Genomic DNA, 21513 nt, shown 5'->3' with positions numbered 1-21513 from the left:
GTAACTGTCGAAGTTCTAGGATAAATATAAGTATGCAATCAGAAGACGCCCCACTAAAAGTAAAAGACCCAAAGACCTGGGCGGCTGGCACTCCCGCCGTCGTATCATCACTCAAACAAGTTATGTCGACCGCTGGCCCAATCCGGGGAACAAAGGCTTTATTGGAGCTTAACCAAACAGACGGTTTTGACTGCCCTTCATGCGCTTGGCCAGACCCAGATAATCACCGAGCTATGACAGATTTCTGTGAGAACGGAGCAAAATCCATTGCATCGGAAGTCACTACCAAGATCATCGACGAGCGCTTTTTCGCAAATCACTCTATTGCAGACTTAATGGCACAAAGTGACTACTGGCATGACCAACAAGGCCGCCTCACCAGCCCGATGGTCCTACGTGATGGCTCAACCCACTATGAACCCATTAGCTGGGAAGACGCATTCAGTCTCATGGCTGCCGAACTCAAACGCCTCGACACCCCTGATGAGGCAATTTTCTACACCTCCGGACGCACAAGCAATGAGGCTGCATTCCTATATCAGCTATTCACTCGTCACTACGGTACCAACAACCTCCCGGACTGCTCAAACATGTGTCATGAATCCAGCGGTTCCGCACTGGTTCCCGCTATTGGAATTGGTAAAGGCACAGTTAGCCTAGATGATCTTCACTGTGCGGATGTCATCATCTGTGTCGGCCAAAACCCTGGTACCAACCACCCGCGTATGCTGGCTTCTTTAGAAAAATGCATTGCCAATGGTGGCGAGGTAGTGGCCATAAACCCTCTGCGCGAAGCTGGGCTGCTAGGGTTTGCTCACCCACAAAAAATATCCGGAATGCTCAACCAAGCATCGCCACTTGCTGACCAATACCTCCAAGTCAAAATCAATGGTGATATGGCAATATTCCGCGGTATCGCTAAGACCATTTTTGCCCGGGACAAGGCCTCACTTATTCCCGTAATAGATAGAAACTTTATCCATGATCATACTGAAGGACTTGACGCCTACGCAGTAGCATGTGCTGCGAGCTCTTGGGATCAGATCACGCAAGACTCAGGTGTCTCAAGAGAAGAAATCGAGCGACTTGCCGATAAAATTATAGCTAAAGAAAAGAAGCTTATAACTTGTTGGGCTATGGGCATCACTCAACACAAAAATTCTGTAGATACGATACGTGAAATCACAAATATCCACCTCTTGATTGGAGCTATTGGCCGCACAGGTGCTGGTGTGTGCCCAGTCCGTGGACACTCCAACGTACAAGGAGACCGCACTATGGGAATTTACGAAAAACTCCCAGAAGAATGCCACCTCTCGCTTGAACGCACCTTCCAATTCAAGTCACCACGCAAACATGGTTACGACGTAGTCGAAGCAATCCAAGCAATGCACAAAGGTAATGCTAGTTTTTTCCTCGCCATGGGTGGAAACTTTCTGCAAGCAGCACCTGACACAGAGTTTACCGCAGCAGCACTGCGCAAATGTAATCTCACTGCCCATGTGGTGACTAAACTCAATCGCTCACAACTCGTGACAGGCAAAACTGGGCTCATTCTCCCCTGCCTTGGGCGAACCGAGATAGACATACAGAAAGCTGGCCAGCAGTTTATTACCTGCGAAAATTCAATGGGTATCGTCCACATGTCCACTGGTCGACTCAAGCCCATTTCTACCCATCTAATGTCTGAGCCCGCCATCGTGGCTCACCTAGCCAACAAAGTGATAGGTAAAACAAATACCATCGACTGGCTAGCACTTGCCGGTGACTACAGTCTTATTCGCAATGCTATTGAAGCCACTATCCCCGGCTTCGAGAACTTCAACTCTCGTGTGAGAGAACCCGGTGGATTCTACCTTCAGAATAATGTTAAAAACCGTATTTGGGACACACCTAACAGAAAGGCGAATTTCAGCAACCATGCTCTGAGTATTTTTCAGAAAAAGAATGTTAAACACCTCATCTTACAGACTCTTCGTTCGCACGACCAATACAACACAACCGTCTATGGCCTTGATGACCGCTACCGTGGCATAAGTAACCAACGTATGGTGATTTTCCTAAACCCAGAAGACATGGTTGAGCGCAGCATCAAACCAGTACAGAAAGTGAAAATCACTAGCCATTGGAGCGATGGACTGCGCCACGCCGAAGGCTTCTTTGCCATCCCATACGAAATGCCACGTGGGACAGCAGCAGCCTATTTCCCTGAAGCCAATGTCCTAGTTCCAATCGACAGCACAGCGGACACCTCCAATACTCCTACATCTAAAGCCGTCGAAATCAGTTTAGAACTCATGTAGGTGACTCATCATTCTTCAAACTAAGCCAAGTGGGCTCGATGAGCTGAAGTAATCTGCGCTGATTCACCAAGCTTTGACACATACACTGTAACCAATGACCCTTTAGCTGAAACACTACCCGCAACCAGCGCAGTGAATCCCCAGACTAAAGACTTCTCACCGACTTTTTCCAGCTGCATTTTTATTTCAACCTCATCCCCAAAACGCATAGGCGAACGATAATCACAGTCCACATGTACTTTAGGAAACCCTCCAGATGCATCAACAGCTGGTACTCCCACTTCCCGCATAACAAAGTGCTCAGCCTCCTCCACATAGCACAGAATTTTACTAAAGTGCACAACACCAGCTAAATCAGTGTCAGCGAATTGAACACGCCGCGTATAAATAGGAAATTCTTTCATAGAAGAGAACTAACACACACCGCAATATGGACGGACAAAAAAATCCCGCAAAACATAAAGTCGTGCGGGATTTTGTAAAAGTAATACCTAACTATTCAGAAAATTTCTTAACTAGTAGGCTAGCATTATGCCCACCGAACCCGAATGAGTTAGAGAGTGCTACATCAACGTTCATCTCACGCGCTGTGTTCGCACAATAATCCAAGTCACACTGGGGGTCTTGGTCATTTAAGTTGATCGTAGGAGCCACGACACTATCCTTCATCGCCATCAAACACGCTGCGATTTCAATACCACCAGCAGCACCAAGAAGGTGGCCTGTCATGGACTTAGTTGAACTCACGATAAGCTTATCCTTAGCGTGGTCGCCAAACGCTAGTTTGAGAGCCGTGGTTTCAGAAATATCTCCTAGTGGAGTAGACGTTCCATGAGCATTCACATAATCAACCTCTTCTGGGTTGATTTTACCATGTTTCAGCGCCATGTGAATAGCACGACATGGACCACTACCATCAGGTGATGGAGCCGACAAATGGTAAGCGTCAGCACTGACACCATAACCAATAAGCTCACCGTAGATTTTTGCTCCACGCGCTTTTGCATGCTCGAGCTCTTCAAGGATGACCACACCAGCACCTTCACCCATCACAAAGCCGTCACGACCAGTATCGAATGGGCGGGAAGCGGTTTGCGGATCGTCGTTGCGGGTAGATAGAGCTTTCATATTAGAAAAACCTCCTAACCCCATCGGTAGCATTGTGGCTTCTGCTCCACCAGCAACAAAAGCATCAGCATCATCAAACTTAATCATGCGCCAAGCTTCTCCAATGTTGTGATTCGAAGTAGCGCAGGCAGTTACGATTGCCATGTTAGGACCGCCAAAGCCATACTCCATAGAAACCATTCCTGATGCGATGTTAGAGATCATCATCGGAATGACAAATGGTGAGACACGGCTTGGACTACGCTCCAAAAGCTTCTTGTGTTCACGCTCTAGCGTCCCCAATCCACCAATTCCTGAACCAACCATGACACCAACACGCGTCTTATCGACAGCTTCTGGGTCCAAGCCTGAGTCCTCTACTGCCATCTTCGAAGCCGCCATAGCTAACTGCGTGTAGCGGTCAGCGCGGCGCGCATCCTTGGCATCATTAAAATAAGGTTTAGGGTCGAAGTCTTTGGCCTCACCGCCAATCTTAACTGGATAGTCAGTGGTGTCTAGTTGCGTGATATAGTCTATACCACTCTTACCAGCCTTAAGGCCTTCCCAAGTGGTGTTCAGGTCATTTCCTAAAGGGCTAACAGTTCCGATACCAGTGATAACTACTCTACGTTCGTTCATAAAAATTTAATTTGAAGGGATTATCCACGCGATGGCTCTAGGTGCAAGCCTCATCCTAAAGACTTATCTCGTCCACGCTGGTTGGATCGACCACACTTAGGACAATCTACAATCTTATCCGCACTGTGATCCTTAAAGAGATGACCACAAACATCACACGTAATGATTGATCGTAAACTTCGCCGCCTCACCTGACGTTCAGTAGAATTTCTCCCAACCAGCAGAAATCCAATCATTAGCATAGAAAATGCCAGCACTGAGATAGCTAAATCTTCAAAACTAATTTCCAGCATGGTTTCGCACCTCCACCTTTATAGACACTTCACCTACCTCAAGATCATCCGATTTCGATGGTGCAAATTGCTGCATCTTCAACCAGTTTTCAATTTTCTTTTCATATTCACCTTCTCGCCATTCAGATGGCGCTATGAATACCACCTTACCTCTTGCGTCCAGAGTCACAACAAAACGTAAAATGCTACCATATGCCTGCTTTGGAATAACCACATTCATCGGCAAAATCGCCCTAGGTTGACGCTTCTCAAATTCACCAAGTGCTGCCAGAGACACCACTAATTCTAGTACTTCTTTCTTTGGTTTATACACCATTACCTTAGGCAAACTCCCTAACTCCACAACACCACGTTCTATCAAAGCTGGAACACTCAGAGGTATAGCAACATTAGGCATTTCCAACCAAGGGCTCGGAGGAGTGGTCATCTGTTGAAACAACACATTCAACTCACTATCCACCCTATCCTGATGAGCACCATCCTCTAACGGATCCCATCTGCTAGGGAAGGGAGAATTTTGATCAACCCACAAAGACATTTCAGCAGAAAACTCATCCACTAATAAAATTTTTGCGTACTTGCGCGACTCTGGCTTTGTTGTCTTAAAATCTAGACTTATTCCCCAAAAAGCCAAAGCAAACAAACCCGACGCAATCAAAACTGAGAACACCATCCCACCGCGATTACCACTTTGACCACCCCGCCAGCAAAATACGAGCCCAGCATGGCGGTCACGTTGTAACTTTTTTTGTCGGGAAAATAACATCTTTATTGGATTGGCTTGGCAGCCAAAAGACAACGAAACCCTTCACTTTTGAGCTTCAGCATCACATTCACACCGTGCATCTGAGCTGATTTATCCACACGCATAAGAACTGCCGGAGCTCCCCCACTTTCCCAGGACTCAGCTCGTTTTTGCACCAAAGCCAATAAATCATCTTCCTCAACTAACTCTTTTCCCACCCAGAACTGAGGGTCAACACCACCTGTGATACTCACAACAATTGGGTTAGCAACTCGCTGGAGACGAAAGTCGGTCTCTGGTAATTCCACCTCAACACCTGCCTGCGGAGCAAGTGATGTTGACAGCAGAGGAAACAACATGACCAAAGCTAAAAGGTCCACCAATGGCAATGCATGCATCAAGCCAGGCCTTTCTGGCAATGACATCTCAAGCTTCATTTACCTGAGGAAACTTTGTCTTCCACTGATTGTTTGTTCTTGGACCAACGAGCTTGCGCGACCTCTTCACCAAATGATACGATATCACTAGTAGCCCCACGTGCATCACAGATCACATTGACCATTTCGATACCCGCACGTTCGATTCTGTGTACCATGCGCTTAGCGCGACCGAGAAAGTGCATGTAAAATAAGTAAGCTGGCACAGCCACCATAAGCCCCACTGCTGTTGTGATTAGGCATTCGTGCACACCACTGTTGATCATTTTAACTGATGAAAAGCCGGCACGCTCTTGCATCCCTCCAAATGTCTCAATTAACCCCATCACTGTACCCATCATCCCTACAAGAGGAGCGACCAATGCCACGGTGTAGAGAGCTCTTAAATTTTTCTCAATTCTCGGCACCTCTAATTGGCCCGCTTCACGTGCTATATCGCGCAGGTCAGCCCGAGGTAAGTTGTGACGCATCAGCGTTGCATGCGCAACCCTAGCCACTGGACCTGGTGCACGAGCAGCCTCATGAAGAGCTTCCCCAAAGGCTTTTTTTCGCACATGATTAGCCAAACCTAAAACCAAATTACCTACATGCACTCGGTTCCTCTGAAAATAAAGTACGCGCTCCAATACGACCACCGTCGCAGCAAAAGATAGTGCTAAAAGGACCCACACTAGTGGCCCGCCTTGTGTTATTAAATCCCACATACTTGGCACACATTACCCAATCAAAGCCTGAGTGCAAAGCTCGATTCTCAGAAATTACAGCAAACTTAAGAAATTTTTAAAATGCCTCCTCCACCACATGAATCACCGGCAACTCTCCCTCCTCCAAAATAACTTCCACAATATCAAATCTCCATTGAAATTCATTGTGAGGCAACAGCCCTAACCATGACCTAGCCCCACGCTCAATCAACTCCTGCTTCTCTGGCGTCACAGCATCTAAAGGTCTGCTTCCTTCCCGCTTCCGCCTCGTTTTCACCTCCACAAAACACAGACTATCCCTGTCTCTAGCCACAATATCGAGCTCACCACCCTTCGGCCCGCGGTAGTTTCTATAGAGAATTTTTTTTCCACTTCGCCTTAAGTGTGCGACAGACATTCTCTCTCCTATCTCACCAACCTCAATGTGTGACATCTTCACTCCGCGCACCTTAAAACTAAATGGACGATCCAGCAATTTACTTGGGAGGCAACGGTATAAAAAAGACAACACCCTAACAGGGTAGAATTCTATATAGAGTATAGCAACCCACAAATGCAATCCTACAGTTCAAGAATCAACTGGGCGACGGGCGCAAACGACTTTCGATGAATTCTGACCGGACCAAATTCCTCCAAAGCTGCGAGATGCGCCTTAGTCCCGTACCCTTTATGCTTTTCGAAACCATACTCTGGGAATTTCTTACCGTATGCCACCATCAGACGATCACGCTTCACCTTGGCTATAATACTAGCCGCTGCGATTGAAAGGCTCTTTCCGTCACCTTTAACTATCGCTTGTGAAGAGTATGGGAACCCTGGAACATTCAGACCATCAATAAGACAATAAGCATCCGGCTCCCCCAATTGATCGACGGCACGAGCCATCGCGGCATGGGTCGCTTTGAGAATGTTGATTGAGTCGATCTCGTCTTCATCAGCATAGGAGTGTCCCCACTTGATGCGCTTGTCATTCATGATATCCTCATAAATTTTCTCACGCTTTATTTCACTAAGCTTCTTGGAATCATCTAGCAATGGATGCGTGTACCCCTCAGGAAGAACCACCGCAGCTGCAGAGACTGGACCAGCCAAAGGCCCGCGACCCGCTTCATCAACTCCGGCGACGACCAACTCACCGTCACCTTTAGCCACTAACTCATATGCAAGATCTGGCATGATATAATTATTTGATAGATATAGCAGCCTCCGCGCACTTCAAACCATCAATTGCAGCGGATACAATTCCACCAGCAAAGCCAGCTCCTTCACCACAAGGGATGAGATTTAAAATCTCTGGGTGAGTCAAGCTCTTTTCATCTCTAGGAATCCTCAAGGGACTACTGGTACGTGTCTCGAAACCTAATAAATTAGCCTCTTCTCCAAGATATCCCTTCATTTGATTCCCAAACTTTTTAAGCCCCAACTTCATGCGGTAAGATACATCATGCGGAAGAATCTCATCGAGTCGGCAGGAAGTTAAGCCCGGAAAGTAACTTGTCTTTGGCAACTCAACAGAAAGCTTACCAGCGATGAAATCGCTCACTTTCTGACCAGGGGCCTTCTGTTTCCCTCCACCAGCCTTAGAAGCCTTCAGCTCAAGATCTTTCTGGTATGCAATCCCCGCTAAAATGCCGAACTCCTTTTTGAACTGTGTAGTGTCCTCTGGCTCCACTGTTACCACCATGCCGCTATTGGCGAAAGGTGAATCGCGACGAGCCAAACTCATCCCATTGACCACCACCTCATCATTCATCGTTGCAGCAGGGACAATGAACCCACCGGGGCACATACAAAATGAATGCACCCCACGGTTATCAATTTTAGTCGCTAGACTATACCGAGCCGCAGGCAAAATTCTCGGACGTTCAGTACCTCTATCACAGGAATACTGAATACTATCAATCAATGGCTGCGGGTGCTCAATACGCATTCCCACAGCAAAAGGCTTCTGCTCCATCAAAATCTCCTTATCCGCCAGAAGTTGGTAAATATCGCGCGCACTGTGGCCAGTCGCCAAAATAACAGATTCCCCTGTAATTTCACGACCATCAGCTAACAGCACACCAGCCATCTTCGTGCCTTCATCACGCATCATGAAATCGACGACCTTAGCTTCAAAATGAACTTCACCACCTGCATCCAATATGCTTTGGCGCAATGATTTTACCACATTTGGCAGCAAGTTCGACCCCACATGTGGATGCGCGTCAGTTAAAATTCTCTCCGGCGCCCCGTGGGCCACCAAAGTCTCATAAACATCACGCACAGGACCACGCTTGGTCGCACGCGTGTAAAGTTTACCGTCAGAATACGTTCCAGCGCCTCCTTCACCAAAACAATAATTAGAGTCTTCAATCACCCGCCCCTCCTTCATGATCGGACCGAGATCAAACCTTCTAGCTGAAGCATCCTTACCTCGCTCCACGATGATAGGTTTCATCCCAAGCTCGATACAACGCAATGCCGCAAAAATCCCTGCTGGTCCACAACCCACAATAACAACACGCTTCTCCCCACCACTCAATGACGGATACTCCTTAGTCAGCTCTGCTTTCTCAGGCAACGGTCCATCTATGCCGACCTCCATCCGCATTTGCACCTTGATCTGCTTCTTGCGAGCATCGATCGAATGCTTCAATAAACGAAAATCATAGACACGATCTGGCTTCATTCGCAATTTCCTGCAAATCGCCTTCTTGCGAGAATCCTCATTTTCTGAGGTTTCCAGCGACAATATTATATCTACGAGCTCGTACCGTGCATCAGCCATGACCCACTCATGCGTGAGCCCCTACAGATAGTCAAGACGAGTCGTCCGACTCTGATGCAGAATTCAGAAAAACCACACAGATATTACCCCCACACACGCTCTAAAATATCAAACTGGACCTTTTCCATTACTTCACGCTCGGACACCTCTGCATCCTCATGACCTGAAAGATGCAATAACCCGTGAACAATATAGAGCATCAACTCTCGCTCAAATCTATTACCATACTCCCTAGCGTAGGCCTCCGCAGTTTCCACACTAAGCACTATCTCACCGTGAGCAAAAGTTATCACATCAGTAGCACCCGAAATATCCATAAAATCACGATGAACTTGATCAATCGTCGCATCATCCACAATACTAACCTCCACAATATCCAGAGCAGCCAAAACCCCTCCACAATGAGATGGATGCGCCAATGCAAGCGGCAATGCTAAGTTGGCGGCCCTTTCTAGCTCCTCCAATAGCGCGTCACTCAAATTGACAGCCTCTTGGTTATTATAAACCTCAACCATTCCTACTTGACCGACTTAGCAACTTTAACTGTCTGCTTCACGGTATGCTTACCTGGCTTCCTCTTTTCCAGAGGGTCTTCAATCTTGCGCTGAAGCGACGAAGGGCGGCCAGCCATACGCAATTCAGCATCATTCTTACGATCTTCCTCTTTAGGGTAATCAATACGACTGTGCAGCATACTTCGCAAAGTTTTTGAGAAACTCTCTCGCACCCTCTTAAGATCCTTCAACGTCAAACCACAGTCATCCATCTGTCCTTCTGCTATTCGCTTATTCACTATATCGTCAACTAGAGCACTAATTTTGGCCGGAGTAGGTTTAGTCAATGAACGTGAAGCACTTTCTACGCAGTCAGCCAGACTAATGATCCCACTCTCTGGTGTGCGTGGACGTGGGCCTGCGTAGCGAAAATTTTTCTCATCCACATCCGGAAGGTCTTCAACATTCTCTAAGCCTTTACCCGCTTTCATTTCAGCATCCCTACGAGACTCGCGAGCCTTATGGTAAAAATAATACACTAGCGAGTCACCATGATGCTCGCGAATTACATCAATAATCACAGGATTGAGCTTATTCTTGATCGCTAGATCCACCCCATCTTTGGCGTGCGCAATAATAATTAAGGCCGACATACTGGGCGTCAGACTATCGTGCGGGTTTTCTTCCCCCTGATTCTCAATGAAATACGTTGGTTTCTTTAGCTTTCCTATATCATGAAAATAGGCACAGACTCGACACATCGTAGCGTTAGCTCCGACTTCTTCCGCTGCTGCCTCCGCCAGCGATGCCACGATTAAACTGTGGTGAAAAGTCCCTGGTGCCTCTAACTGCATCCTCCGCAGCAACCTATGATTAAGATCACTCATCTCCAGCCAACTGATATCAGTAGTTATGCCAAAAACCGACTCCAAAGCTGGCAGAATTCCACTAACAATCATTGCTATCAAAAGGCTCACGCCTAAAGCTCCTAATGACTGCTTTATCAGCTCCTGAAATGCCATCGAATCAACCGGAATTTGAATCAACTCAAAAATGACTCCCAATACCAACACCACCACGCCAGCATAAAGCCCCGCGCGCAATAGAGAGCTGCGGCGACGCACACGCTTAGTCAAAATAACCACAGCTACACCGGTTATTAGGCTTAGCACCATGTACTGCATAGCATAACCCGATGGGGCGAGCATACTTCCAAGCATTGTCACCACATAAGTGGTAAACATGCCACTTAGGCGCCCGAGCAAAACGGAATTCACCAAGGGCGCAAAAGCGAATGGCAGTAATAGCAAGGCATAGCTCATTACTGATTCAATGCCTTGAGCAAAGATGGAAACGAAATATATAACAGCCAAGTGGAGCAGTATACTACCAAATACTAGGCTCACGCGCCCATTGCGCACGCGATGTAAGTGCTGAATATCAAACAGTGCAATCAAGCCAGACGCCATCAACACATTGATTAACACAGCGCTAATTGGTGACATTAAGCGCTCATCCCCATTTACAGAGGTGAAGACAAGAACACTACTCACTATGATGAACAAAAGATACAGCAAAACGCGGAAAAAGATGCTGCGATCAATCGACCCAACCACTGCGCGCTCACCCTGTGTGCGTCGCTTCTTACCGGAAGACATACCCTTCTGAGCCAACTGCCTCCTCTTTAATATATCAAATACTCCCACAAATTTAGTAATTCCTTTGAATACAGAGAGCTTATAAAACCCTCTCTGAAGTCCACATTTAGCACTAGTACCCGATATGGCAACACACAAATTTCACACAGATAGAGACCTGTTGTAGCACTATAATTTACAAGCTAAGCACAACTATACACAAAACCTTACGGTGAAAGCCCCTATCTTCTGCTAAAAGACAATCACTCCACTCATTGATCAAACTAAATACCACCACCCAAACTCGAGTAAGCTCACACACTACAATAGCCGGAATTTGTGATATTCCTAGGTAATAACCACAAATCTCACTGAAATAAGCGCACTGAAAAAAACTCAATCAGATACCAGGCAAAGCATTCGGGTAACAATCAGTCGACATCTCGAGTCAGTTATTCACATTAATTCTCCTGAGCGCAAAATAACTATTGCAATCTAGGCCTAAATCACATTAATTCCGCGCTCCGCGAGTCCGTCCAAATTAGTTGTAGGTCCTCTATGGCTTTATCTTTCAGATGAAACTATCACTCGCTAGAGGGTAACCCAGCTCACTTACTAGACAATATGTCAGAAGAAACGACAAATACTGAAGAACAAACACTAGAAGAGAAGAAGGCTATCCTTCTTGATCGCTTCGAATTACCAAGCCGCGTCATCAAAGACGAGGACACTGAGACTGATACATACGCACAATTCACCGCCGAGCCATTCGAGCGTGGATTTGGCCACACTATCGGCAACTCACTCCGCCGCGTACTCCTTTCATCACTTGAAGGTGCTGCTATCACATCTGTACGTATTGCTGGTGTGCAACACGAATTCTCATCACTTGCTGGTGTTGTTGAAGATGTCACAGACATCATCCTCAACCTCAAGAAGATCAAATTCAAGCACCACGACAAAGAGCCACGCGTTCTTAAACTACAGGTTGAAAAAGAAGGCATCGTTACAGCTGGCGACATCCAAGGCGACAACATCTACGAAGTTGTCAACAAGGACCAGATCATCTGTACTCTTGACCGCAAGACTAAGTTCGATTGTGAATTCGAAATCAAGGTTGGACGTGGTTTCAACACTGGTGACGAAAACAAGCGCCCTGACATGCCAATCGGCATCATCGCTATCGACTCCATCTTCTCGCCAGTTACTCGCGTGAAATACTCAGTTGGCCAGACTCGTGTTGGTCAAATGACTGACTACGACAAACTTCTCATCGATGTTTGGACTGACGGTCGCATCTCACCACCTGACGCAATCCTGCAAGCCTCAGCGATCCTTCGCCACCACCTCGACGCATTCGTTAACTATGACGACGATGCAGTTGAGTTCGAGTCTGCTCAGCCAGAACAAAGCGAAGAAAACGCAGCTCTTAAGAAGCTTCTCAACATGAGCGTGAACGAGATTGAACTCTCCGTTCGTGCAGCAAACTGCCTCAACAACGCGAACATCACCTCCGTTGGCCAGCTTGCCATGAAGACTGAAGCAGAAATGCTCAAATACCGTAACTTCGGTAAGAAATCTCTTAACGAAATTAAGGACAAACTTGTCGAGCTCGGTCTCGGGCTTGGTATGTCCTTTGATCCTTCACTCCTCACAGGCCCAATGCCATCCGTCTCGGCACCACGTCTCGGAGTAGAAGAAGAAGCACCGGTGGGTCTCGCTGACCTCATCGCACAGAACCTTAACGACGAATAACCAAGATGAGAAAAAGACGCAAGACAGTCAAACTCCAGCGTGACGCAGCACACCGCCGCTCACTCCTCGCAAACCTTACATGCAGCCTTATCGAGCACGGTAGGATCCGCACAACACTCGCCAAAGCCAAAGCTCTCCGCCCAGTTGCAGAGAAAATGGTAACTCTCGGCAAGCGTGGCGATCTTCACGCACGCCGCCAGGCAGTAGCATTCCTTCGCCAGAAGGATGTTGTGAAAGCTCTTTTCGAAGAGATCGCACCAGCTACAGGTGACCGCCAAGGCGGTTACTGCCGCATCATCAAACTCGGTGCACGCCAAAGCGATTCCGCGCCAATGGCTCTCATCGAGTGGGTTGACGCTCCAGTTGCAGCAGAGGCAACAGAGGCAACAGAGGCAACAGAGGCATAAAAGAATATCAGCTAAATGAGCTGACTCGAAGTTTCAAAGCGCATCTGATGACTCAGATGCGCTTTTTGTATATTCTGAAAACACCGTTCTCTTTACACTGTAAAAGCTATACGAGAGAATAGCTCCCTGGATCACAAATAAAAAACACTAGAATACCTTACTGGCCGACAGCCTCCAAATCCCGTTTCACCCCAAGGTAAATAGATAGGCAAAAAAATACCCAGCGAACAGAACGCTCGCTGGGAATGTGTAAGAAATCCTAAAGAAGCTTACTCACCGCACCACTCACCATATTGACGGTACTTGTCATAACGAGCATCAAGCATCTCTTCAGTAGAAAGTGCCTGTACTTCAGCAAGCTGCTTTAAAATAACAGCTTTGAAACTCTCAGCTGCTGCTGCATGATCCACATGTGCCCCACCCTTAGGCTCAATAATCACTTCATCAATAAGATCCAGCTTCCCTAGATCAGGAGCGGTAATCTTCATCGCCTCGGCAGCCTCTGGAGCATGCTTGCGGTGCTTCCAGAGAATAGCAGCACAGCCTTCTGGGCTAATCACAGAATAATATGCATTCTCCATCATCAACACACGGTCAGCGACACCAATACCGAGCGCACCACCAGATCCACCTTCACCAAGGACACATGCCAGTATAGGCACTTTTAACAAAGTCATTTCACGGAGATTGAATGCTATCGCCTCAGCAATATTACGTTCTTCTGCTCCAATACCAGGAAATGCTCCTGGAGTATCAATCATGCAGATTACCGGCAGACCAAACCGTTCGGCCATCTTCATCAAACGAAGAGCCTTACGGTAGCCCTCTGGATGCGCGCTACCAAAGTTGCGTTTCAAATTCTCTTTCGTATCGCGCCCCTTTTGGTGACCAATCACCACCACACGCTGATCTCCAATACGAGCAAATCCTCCGGGCATAGAGTGGTCATCACCTATATGGCGATCACCATGAAGCTCACAGAAATCAGAAAAGGCATGGAACACGTAATCTAACATGAAAGGACGATTTGTATGTCTAGCGATTTGTACACGTTGCCACGGAGTTAGATTGTTGTAAATATCATTTCTAGTCTCCTGCAAAGTCGCCTCCATAGACGCAATTTGCTCACTCATATCAATCTTCTGAGAAGACGATTTCACTTTAAGTTTCTGAATCTCAGACTCGAGTTCAGCGATCGGTTTTTCAAATTCTAGCGGCATGATGCTCATAAATTTTTGTTAGCTTGAATGAATATAGGCTTTAGTAAAAGTCTAATATCGGATTTCTACAGAATTACCAGAACGCAACAACAAAGCCAATTCCTCTAGATCCACAGCGTCGAGATAAAGACCCACTATACCCTCATCCGGCTTCCCGACATAAGGGCGAATTTCAGCCTGCGGACTCTTCAAAACAAGCACCTTTTCAGCAGAACGATACTTACTACTAGGCAACGTCACCCGACCGTCTTCTGACTGAGCCTCGACCGCCATAAGCTGAGTCTCCTTCACCTCAGCTCCCTTAGCTAAACTTGAATACTTAATTTCGTACCCCTTAATGTAGTGAATCCCATCCCATATACCCAACACCTTACGCGGAATATCGATAACTAGTCGAAAATTAAGAGGCATCACCGTCAATACATCCCCAGGATGCAATCGGTCAATTCGCTTGAGATTATTCAGATACATCAACAAATCCAAATTCGTCTGATTGTCTCTAATGATCTTAAAAAATGAATCACCACGCTTTACTTTGTATTGCTTTAACTCAGCAAATCCTCTCCCAGAAAATAGCCGATCCATATTCATTTCACCCAAAATCCGCCTAGCCTCTGGTGCTGACATCGCTGTCGGATAATAGGTATTCACATATTTTAACTTTTCCTCAGCAGCGATGTAATCTCGCTTAACTAACAACTCGCGCGCACTCTCAAACGCTCGCTCGCCCGGGGTCACATCAGGCAAGTTCTCCACCTCCAGTTTTGCAACCAAGGCTGAAACTGCCTCAGCACTGGCTTCATTCGCCGGAATCAGAGCCTCTAACCTATTTGCCGGCTGCTTTTTTTCCTCACTCTTAAGCAAGGAGCGTTTAGCTATCACCAAAGTGATCGCTAGAGCCGAGAGCACTGTAATCGCAGCAAAAAAACGGATAAGTGTAGAAAATCGCATGGCGTTCTTTACCTACTCAGCTCTAGAGCAGACCGCGTCGCTTAAAATCAAATTGATTGATCGATTGTGACTTCTCAATCATATCGATGGTAAATTTTAAGAGGCCTATCTCCCAAGCATCATCAACCCCTTCAACCAATGCCAACATGGGGTCATCCTCACGTGAGGCCTCGTCTAAAAGACGCTCCTTCACCAGCTCAATACTCTCGCTAATGATTTGCTCCTGCACTGCAGTACGGCGAAAATGGAATCCATATTGAAAAAAGACCGGCTCCACCCCCTTTTGCTTCATCCACTCCAGCAACTCTTTCCCTTTTTCATCAAACCCCTCAAGCTCCACACTATTATAGGCTGCTGGCTTGATGATCTGCGGCTTTTGCGCATGGACCTCACCTCGGCGCACACGCACCTTCCCCACACTATCCATCAACTCACTCACGATTATAAACTTAAATCTCGTGGCACTAAAAGTGTCAATCCTGCGATCTGGCTCACGCAGCACCATGGTATTCTCCATGGCATACTGGATAGTATCGATATCTTTATTCATATTCTCTAAATCAGTGCCACTGTAATGGCGATGCTCCAAACTAATTCACACTCGTGACATTGCAACAAAAAGGGCGATCTCATTACGCATGAGTCGCCCTTCAATCATTTATTTGTAGCGGCCTAAGCGGCCATAAATTAGGAAACTTTCTCGATGTATGCGATAACGTCGCTAACAGCAGTGAGCTTCTCCGCTTCTTCGTCAGGCACCTCAATGCCGAATTCTTCTTCGAATGCCATAACGAGCTCAACTGTGTCGAGTGAGTCAGCACCAAGGTCATCGATGAACTTGGACTCAGCTGAAACCTGGTCAGGAGTAACGTTGAGTTGCTCAACGACGATATCTTTAACTTTTTGTTCGATTGAATCAGACATGGTAAATGGTTATTTTGGGTTAGTTAATAATGATTAACTGATTCCTTTGAATAGCTAGCAGCTTGGTGCTTGGCAATCACGAATTTTGCGCAAGCTCAGAATTTTCAGCCTCAGAGGCTTCAGAATCAGATTCTCCTAGATCATCCTCTTCGTCGTCTGATTCAAACTCAATGACTTCCCCCTTGAATCGCTCCATTATGAATGCGTAAAGCTTTTCAGCCGGCTCACCATCTTCTTTCTTAAATTGGCCGTAGATCATACCATCTACCTTTACCTTTTTGGTGAGGCCATCGACTTCATACTCAATAGTTGCTATGCCTTTAGTATCCCACTTTCTCGTATCTATTCGGCGCATAGCAGCGAAAGGAACCACCTTTTTTCCAGGCGCTATATAGGTTGTCTCAGTCACTTCCATCGTCCTCGTGAGAGTACGGAGAAATAAGAACACCACCACCAGTACAAGAGTTGCACTTCCCGTAGCCATATAAAACTGAGTATTGAGCGATCCTTGATCCTCTGGATGATCTGCCACCTCTACTCCCCATCCTCGCTCACCCGAGTACTCCTCCCAAGCTTGATTGTACTTCTGGTTAGAATCTCTGATCGTTACGTAGTTATCCGCTAGAATTGCCGGCCAAAGCTGATCTCGGTCAAACCCCTCAGGCAACGGACAGCTCTCCGCGCTAGGCAAGTCGATCTTTTTAGTTGAGACAAACTCATTCCACTCGGCTTCACTCCCTATTTCATTTGCCTTCTGGGCTGCGATTTCATTGAACAAATGGTAGTACAGATATTGTTCATTTTTCTCGCGGTAACCAATGTGACCATCTTTGTAAAACAAATAAGCAAACACAACAAACATGGCAATGATTAGGACGGCGCGCACTTTGATCCACTGCGTCGCCTTGCAAACGATTATTGAGGTTTCTGACATGTAAGGGAAAGTACTACTTCATCTAGGGGATCTAGACAAGCAGCCTGATCAAAAAAAAATCAACCAATAGCGCTGGCGCTCGCACGATTTCAACATTAAGAATAGAGCATATGAGCAAAGCACACGTCACACGACTCACCACCATGGCCGCATGCGGAGGATGAGCATCCAAACTTGACCCAGCGTCACTCACTCAGGTCTTGAGTGGTTTGCCGCAAAACCTCGATCCAAACCTTCTCGTTGGCTCCGCGACCGCTGACGATGCTGGCGTGTACAAAATTGACTCCCAGCGTGCCCTCGTTCAGACGCTGGACTTCTTCACCCCGATCACTGATGAACCCTATTTATTTGGCCAAATAGCAGCCGCCAACTCCCTCTCAGATGTCTACGCCATGGGGGGGCGACCTATCACGGCAATGGCAATAGCCGGCATGCCCACCGAACTTCTTAGTAATGAGGAAATCGCCGAAATATTCCGTGGTGGCGCCGACATGGTTAAACTCGCCAATTGCTCACTAGTAGGTGGGCACACCATCAAGAACCCCGAACCGATCTATGGCCTCTCAGTCACAGGCATCGTGCACCCAGATAAATTCTTGGCCAATGCACATGCAAAAGAAGGCGACATCCTAATCCTAACAAAACCCCTCGGCACAGGAATAATCTCTACAGCCCTTAAAAAAGGCGCCTGCTCAGACTCGCTAAATGACGCCTCAGTCACAGCCATGATCACCCTTAACACCGCTGGTGCTGAGCTAGGGGAAAAAGACATCGTAAACGCATGCACAGATGTCACCGGCTTTGGCCTGCTTGGTCACCTCAAAGAAATTGCTGACAGCTCCGAACTAACAGCCGTGGTGGAAACCAAAAATATCCCTGCTATTGCCGACTCGGTCTACGACCTCATCGAAGCTGGATTTGTACCAGGCGGCAGCAAAAAGAACCTAGAGAACGTGGCTCCCTACGTCAAATTCTCTAATTCAGTTAGCATGGCTTCAAGACTACTGATGGCAGATGCCCAAACCTCAGGCGGCCTACTGCTTTCAGTATCCCCATCCAATGTCCCAGCTGTGATAAAAATACTAGAAGCACACAACAGCCTCTGTGTAGCAGAAATTGGCACCATCGTAGCACGCCAAGACTCCAGCATCACCTGCCAGTAAACCCCATCCGGCAGGGGCAAATCTCCGAGGTACCCAGCTAGGTTGATCCACCATCCCACGTGGCAATAGGATAGGACAATTACGCAGCAACACGCAAATTGCTGAAATTGCCATGACAGTGAGTCACACGAATCTCCTCCATTGGCCTCCTAAACACTCCCCCATACATATTAGCATGAGGTGTCACCAAGTCGCATCGGAGAGCACCAGACCAATACTCTCCTGAACGTCGCCATTCACTAGCCTCGGTGAGGCTACTCTGCCCCTCATTCGTGAAATTAGTCTCATTAGCGGTAAAAACCGTTTCATCATCCGAGCCACCACAACGCTTTAGTCATTTCGGCATCTTTCGCGGTTAGAATCCCCCTCACCCTAAACAAAAAAGTGCGGTTCACTACGAACCGCACTCCTGAAATTTTAACCCCTAACCAAATTCGTTAGAGACTTTATTAGCTAAAGAAAACCTACGCATTCGTGCTCAACTCAGAAAGAGGTGGCGCGAATGTTGTTAGATTAATTCCCTCAACAGCCGCCTTATACTCCTCGATAGTTGGAATACGGCCAAGGATTGCAGAAAGTACAACTAGTGGAGTAGATCCGAGAAGTGACTCACCCTTCTTACGATCTGAGTCAGCTACCACGCGACCTTGGAAGAGACGTGTGGATGTTGCCATCACAGTGTCACCCTTCTCAGCCTTCTCTTGGTTACCCATACAAAGGTTACAACCCGGACGCTCGAGGTACATCATGTTCTCGTACTCTGTGCGTGCAGTGTTCTTTGGTGCGTCATCATTGAACTCGTAACCTGAATACTTCTGGAGAATGTCCCAGTCGCCTTCTGCCTTCAGCTCATCAACGATGTTGTAAGTAGGAGCTGCTACCACAAGAGGTGCATTAAACTTCACATCACCTTGTTGGTTTTCAAGATTTCTCAGCATTTGAGCCACAATCTGCATATCGCCTTTGTGCACCATGCAAGAACCCACGAAACCAAGATCGACAAGCTTCTCACCACCGTAAAAATCAAGATCACGGATAGTGTCGTGCGTGTAACGCTTTGAAACGTCGTCGTTGTTGACATCTGGATCAGCAATCATTGGCTGATTGATCGCATCGAGATCGACAACGAGCTCAGCAAAGTACTTAGCATTAGAGTCTGGTGTAAGTGGTGGATTCTCACCGGACTGAATCTCAGCAATACGCTTGTCAGCCTTGTCGATGAGGCCCTGAAGCACCTGACCTTTGTTGTCCATGCCCTTATTGATCATGATCTGAATACGACTCTTAGCAATCTCGAGTGACTGAATCAGTGTTGCGTCCTCTGAAATACAGATGGAAGCCTTCGCCTTCATCTCAGCAGTCCAGTCAGTGAATGTGAATGCTTGGTCAGCGAGTAGCGTACCGATGTGCACCTCAATGATGCGGCCCTGGAAGACGTTGTCGCCAGAGAATTGCTCGAGCATCTGAAGCTGGGTTGCGTGAACCACATCACGGAAATCCATATGGCCTTTCATCTCACCCTTGAAGGTCACCTTCACAGACTCAGGGATCGGCATGCTAGCCTCACCAGTTGCAAGCGCTAGAGCTACTGTGCCGGAGTCAGCACCAAATGCTACGCCCTTAGACATACGTGTGTGGGAGTCACCACCGATGATGATATCCCAATCAGAAACTGTGAGGTCGTTAAGCACCTTGTGAATAACGTCAGTCATCGCATGGTACTCACCTTCTGGGTCGCGCGCAGTGATCAGGCCGAAGTCGTTCATGAACTTCATCAATCTCGGGATGTTAGCCTGCGCTTTTTTATCCCACACAGAAGCAGTGTGACAACCAGATTGGTAAGCACCATCAACGATTGGAGAAATCACTGTAGCAGCCATCGACTCAAGTTCCTGAGAAGTCATTAGACCTGTAGTGTCCTGAGATCCTACGATGTTTACCTCTACGCGCACGTCAGAACCTGCGTGAAGAGCATCTTGGCTAGACACACCAACAGCATTCTTGTTGAAAATCTTTTCAACTGCTGTGAGGCCTTGACCTGCATGGGAAATCTCCTTGGAAGCCGCGAACACAACTGGAGCTTCCACACCGAGAGTCTTAGCTGCGAATGTCTGTAGCTTCTTACCAAAGACGATCGCGTAGGAACCACCAGCCTTCATGAACTCCACCTTCTGTGGTGTGAACGCAGAAGAAATGTCGACCAACTCTTGGTCACCATTGTAAAGTTTCTTTGTCTTAGTGTTCACTGTGAGTACTGTGCCTGTGTCCACTGAGTAGGCCTGCTCGAGAACGGCATCGCCATTCTCGCCGACCACGGTGTTACCATCAGCGTCAGTCTTCTTCACCCAGTTCTTAAGGTCGAGTCCGATACCGCCAGTCACACCAACAGTAGTGAGGAAAATCGGAGAAATGCCATTGGTACCAGCAACCACTGGTGCAATGTTTACGAAAGGCACGTACGGGCTAGCCTGGTGGCCTGCCCAGAGCGCCACGTTGTTGATGCCTGACATACGGGATGAGCCCACGCCCATTGTCCCCTTTTCAGCGATGATCATCACGCGCTTGTCTGTGTTCGCTGCCTGGAGTGCTGCGATTTCCTTCTGCGCTTCGTCAGAGATGAAGCACTTACCGTGAAGTTCGCGGTCGGAGCGTGAGTGCGCCTCGCCACCTGGGGAAAGCAAGTCAGTGGAGATATCACCTTCACCTGCAATGTAGGTGATGACTTTGATCTCTTCCTGCACCTCTGGAAGCTTTGTGAAGAACTCAGCCTTAGCGTAGCTTTCGAGGATCTCTTTAGCAATCTTGTTACCATCCTTGTAAGCTGCTTCGAGTTGCGCTGTGTCCGCGTCGTAGAGGAAAACCTGTGTCTTTAGAATGTCCGCTGCCTGTTGAGCTATGGATGCATCGTCACCGAGTGCGAGTCCGAGAAGAACCTCGATAGATGGGCCACCCTTCATGTGTGAAAGAAGCCCGAATGCGAACTCTGGAGTGATCTCCTCGACAATGGACGAGCCTAGGATTATTTCCTTC

The 21513-nt window shown here is 47.4% G+C and carries 19 protein-coding genes and 1 pseudogene; 4 read left to right on the top strand and 16 right to left on the bottom strand.

Going from position 1 to position 21513, the window contains the following annotated elements:
* Positions 1-32: 32 nt before the first annotated feature.
* On the top strand, positions 33-2303 hold the full coding sequence (locus tag ABGY95_RS05955) for an FdhF/YdeP family oxidoreductase (RefSeq protein ID WP_347440780.1): 2271 nt from the start codon (positions 33-35) through the stop codon (positions 2301-2303).
* Positions 2304-2323: 20 nt separating this feature from the next.
* On the opposite strand, the gene ABGY95_RS05950 is transcribed toward ABGY95_RS05955, so the two are convergent.
* The 10 genes from ABGY95_RS05950 to ABGY95_RS05905 all read right to left on the bottom strand — a co-directional run bounded on the left by ABGY95_RS05950 (position 2324) and on the right by ABGY95_RS05905 (position 11198).
* Entirely contained in the window at positions 2324-2707 is a 384-nt protein-coding gene (locus tag ABGY95_RS05950; protein WP_347440779.1) for a thioesterase family protein, read from the bottom strand.
* Between the two features lie 91 nt (positions 2708-2798).
* Complete coding sequence (fabF, locus tag ABGY95_RS05945) at positions 2799-4049, bottom strand: beta-ketoacyl-ACP synthase II (protein ID WP_347440778.1); 1251 nt, start codon at positions 4047-4049, stop codon at positions 2799-2801.
* A gap of 279 nt (positions 4050-4328) precedes the next feature.
* Positions 4329-5108, bottom strand: a complete 780-nt coding sequence (locus ABGY95_RS05940) for a hypothetical protein (RefSeq protein WP_347440777.1) — start codon at positions 5106-5108, stop codon at positions 4329-4331.
* 2 nt (positions 5109-5110) lie between these two features.
* Positions 5111-5512, bottom strand: a complete 402-nt coding sequence (locus ABGY95_RS05935; protein ID WP_347440776.1) for a biopolymer transporter ExbD — start codon at positions 5510-5512, stop codon at positions 5111-5113.
* A gap of 8 nt (positions 5513-5520) precedes the next feature.
* Positions 5521-6228: a MotA/TolQ/ExbB proton channel family protein gene (locus ABGY95_RS05930; protein WP_347440775.1), complete on the bottom strand. Its 708-nt coding sequence runs from the start codon at positions 6226-6228 to the stop codon at positions 5521-5523.
* Positions 6229-6304: 76 nt separating this feature from the next.
* The gene (locus tag ABGY95_RS05925; protein WP_347440774.1) at positions 6305-6739 is read right to left on the bottom strand and encodes a YraN family protein; all 435 of its coding nucleotides are present in this window, start codon (positions 6737-6739) and stop codon (positions 6305-6307) included.
* A 50-nt stretch (positions 6740-6789) separates the two neighbouring features.
* On the bottom strand, positions 6790-7404 hold the full coding sequence (locus ABGY95_RS05920) for a ribonuclease HII (RefSeq protein WP_347440773.1): 615 nt from the start codon (positions 7402-7404) through the stop codon (positions 6790-6792).
* 7 nt (positions 7405-7411) lie between these two features.
* Positions 7412-8998, bottom strand: coding sequence for an FAD-dependent protein (locus ABGY95_RS05915; RefSeq protein WP_347440772.1), 1587 nt, complete (start codon positions 8996-8998; stop codon positions 7412-7414).
* A gap of 83 nt (positions 8999-9081) precedes the next feature.
* Positions 9082-9513 (bottom strand): rRNA maturation RNase YbeY, encoded by a 432-nt coding sequence (ybeY, locus tag ABGY95_RS05910; protein WP_347440771.1) that lies wholly within the window; start codon positions 9511-9513, stop codon positions 9082-9084.
* A 2-nt stretch (positions 9514-9515) separates the two neighbouring features.
* Complete coding sequence (locus ABGY95_RS05905; protein WP_347440770.1) at positions 9516-11198, bottom strand: HDIG domain-containing metalloprotein; 1683 nt, start codon at positions 11196-11198, stop codon at positions 9516-9518.
* A gap of 555 nt (positions 11199-11753) precedes the next feature.
* Here ABGY95_RS05905 and ABGY95_RS05900 point away from each other — a divergent pair.
* Positions 11754-12884, top strand: coding sequence for a DNA-directed RNA polymerase subunit alpha (locus tag ABGY95_RS05900; protein WP_347440769.1), 1131 nt, complete (start codon positions 11754-11756; stop codon positions 12882-12884).
* Between the two features lie 5 nt (positions 12885-12889).
* The gene (gene rplQ, locus ABGY95_RS05895; RefSeq protein WP_347440768.1) at positions 12890-13291 is read left to right on the top strand and encodes a 50S ribosomal protein L17; all 402 of its coding nucleotides are present in this window, start codon (positions 12890-12892) and stop codon (positions 13289-13291) included.
* A gap of 269 nt (positions 13292-13560) precedes the next feature.
* Here the strand turns inward: rplQ and ABGY95_RS05890 are convergent, their stop codons facing one another.
* The 5 genes from ABGY95_RS05890 to ABGY95_RS05870 all read right to left on the bottom strand — a co-directional run bounded on the left by ABGY95_RS05890 (position 13561) and on the right by ABGY95_RS05870 (position 17320).
* Positions 13561-14520, bottom strand: coding sequence for an acetyl-CoA carboxylase carboxyltransferase subunit alpha (locus ABGY95_RS05890; RefSeq protein ID WP_347440767.1), 960 nt, complete (start codon positions 14518-14520; stop codon positions 13561-13563).
* A gap of 42 nt (positions 14521-14562) precedes the next feature.
* Complete coding sequence (locus tag ABGY95_RS05885) at positions 14563-15462, bottom strand: LysM domain-containing protein (RefSeq protein ID WP_347440766.1); 900 nt, start codon at positions 15460-15462, stop codon at positions 14563-14565.
* 22 nt (positions 15463-15484) lie between these two features.
* Positions 15485-16012 (bottom strand): hypothetical protein, encoded by a 528-nt coding sequence (locus ABGY95_RS05880; RefSeq protein WP_347440765.1) that lies wholly within the window; start codon positions 16010-16012, stop codon positions 15485-15487.
* 137 nt (positions 16013-16149) lie between these two features.
* The gene (acpP, locus tag ABGY95_RS05875; RefSeq protein WP_347440764.1) at positions 16150-16386 is read right to left on the bottom strand and encodes an acyl carrier protein; all 237 of its coding nucleotides are present in this window, start codon (positions 16384-16386) and stop codon (positions 16150-16152) included.
* Between the two features lie 76 nt (positions 16387-16462).
* Complete coding sequence (locus tag ABGY95_RS05870; protein ID WP_347440763.1) at positions 16463-17320, bottom strand: hypothetical protein; 858 nt, start codon at positions 17318-17320, stop codon at positions 16463-16465.
* Positions 17321-17499: 179 nt separating this feature from the next.
* On the opposite strand from ABGY95_RS05870, the pseudogene selD reads away from it, so the two are divergent.
* A pseudogene (gene selD, locus ABGY95_RS05865) lies at positions 17500-18483 on the top strand (selenide, water dikinase SelD); the annotation flags it as partial.
* Positions 18484-18947: 464 nt separating this feature from the next.
* On the opposite strand, the gene ABGY95_RS05860 reads toward selD, so the two are convergent.
* A partial coding sequence (locus ABGY95_RS05860) for a bifunctional aconitate hydratase 2/2-methylisocitrate dehydratase (protein ID WP_347440762.1) occupies positions 18948-21513 on the bottom strand: 2566 nt, incomplete at its 5' end.

The sequence above is a fragment of the Rubritalea sp. genome (assembly GCF_039830215.1).
In the GTDB taxonomy this organism is placed as follows: Bacteria; Verrucomicrobiota; Verrucomicrobiia; order Verrucomicrobiales; family Akkermansiaceae; genus Rubritalea.
The sequence above is the reverse complement of the archived record's forward strand: the minus strand, read 5'-3'. Positions and strand labels throughout refer to the sequence as shown.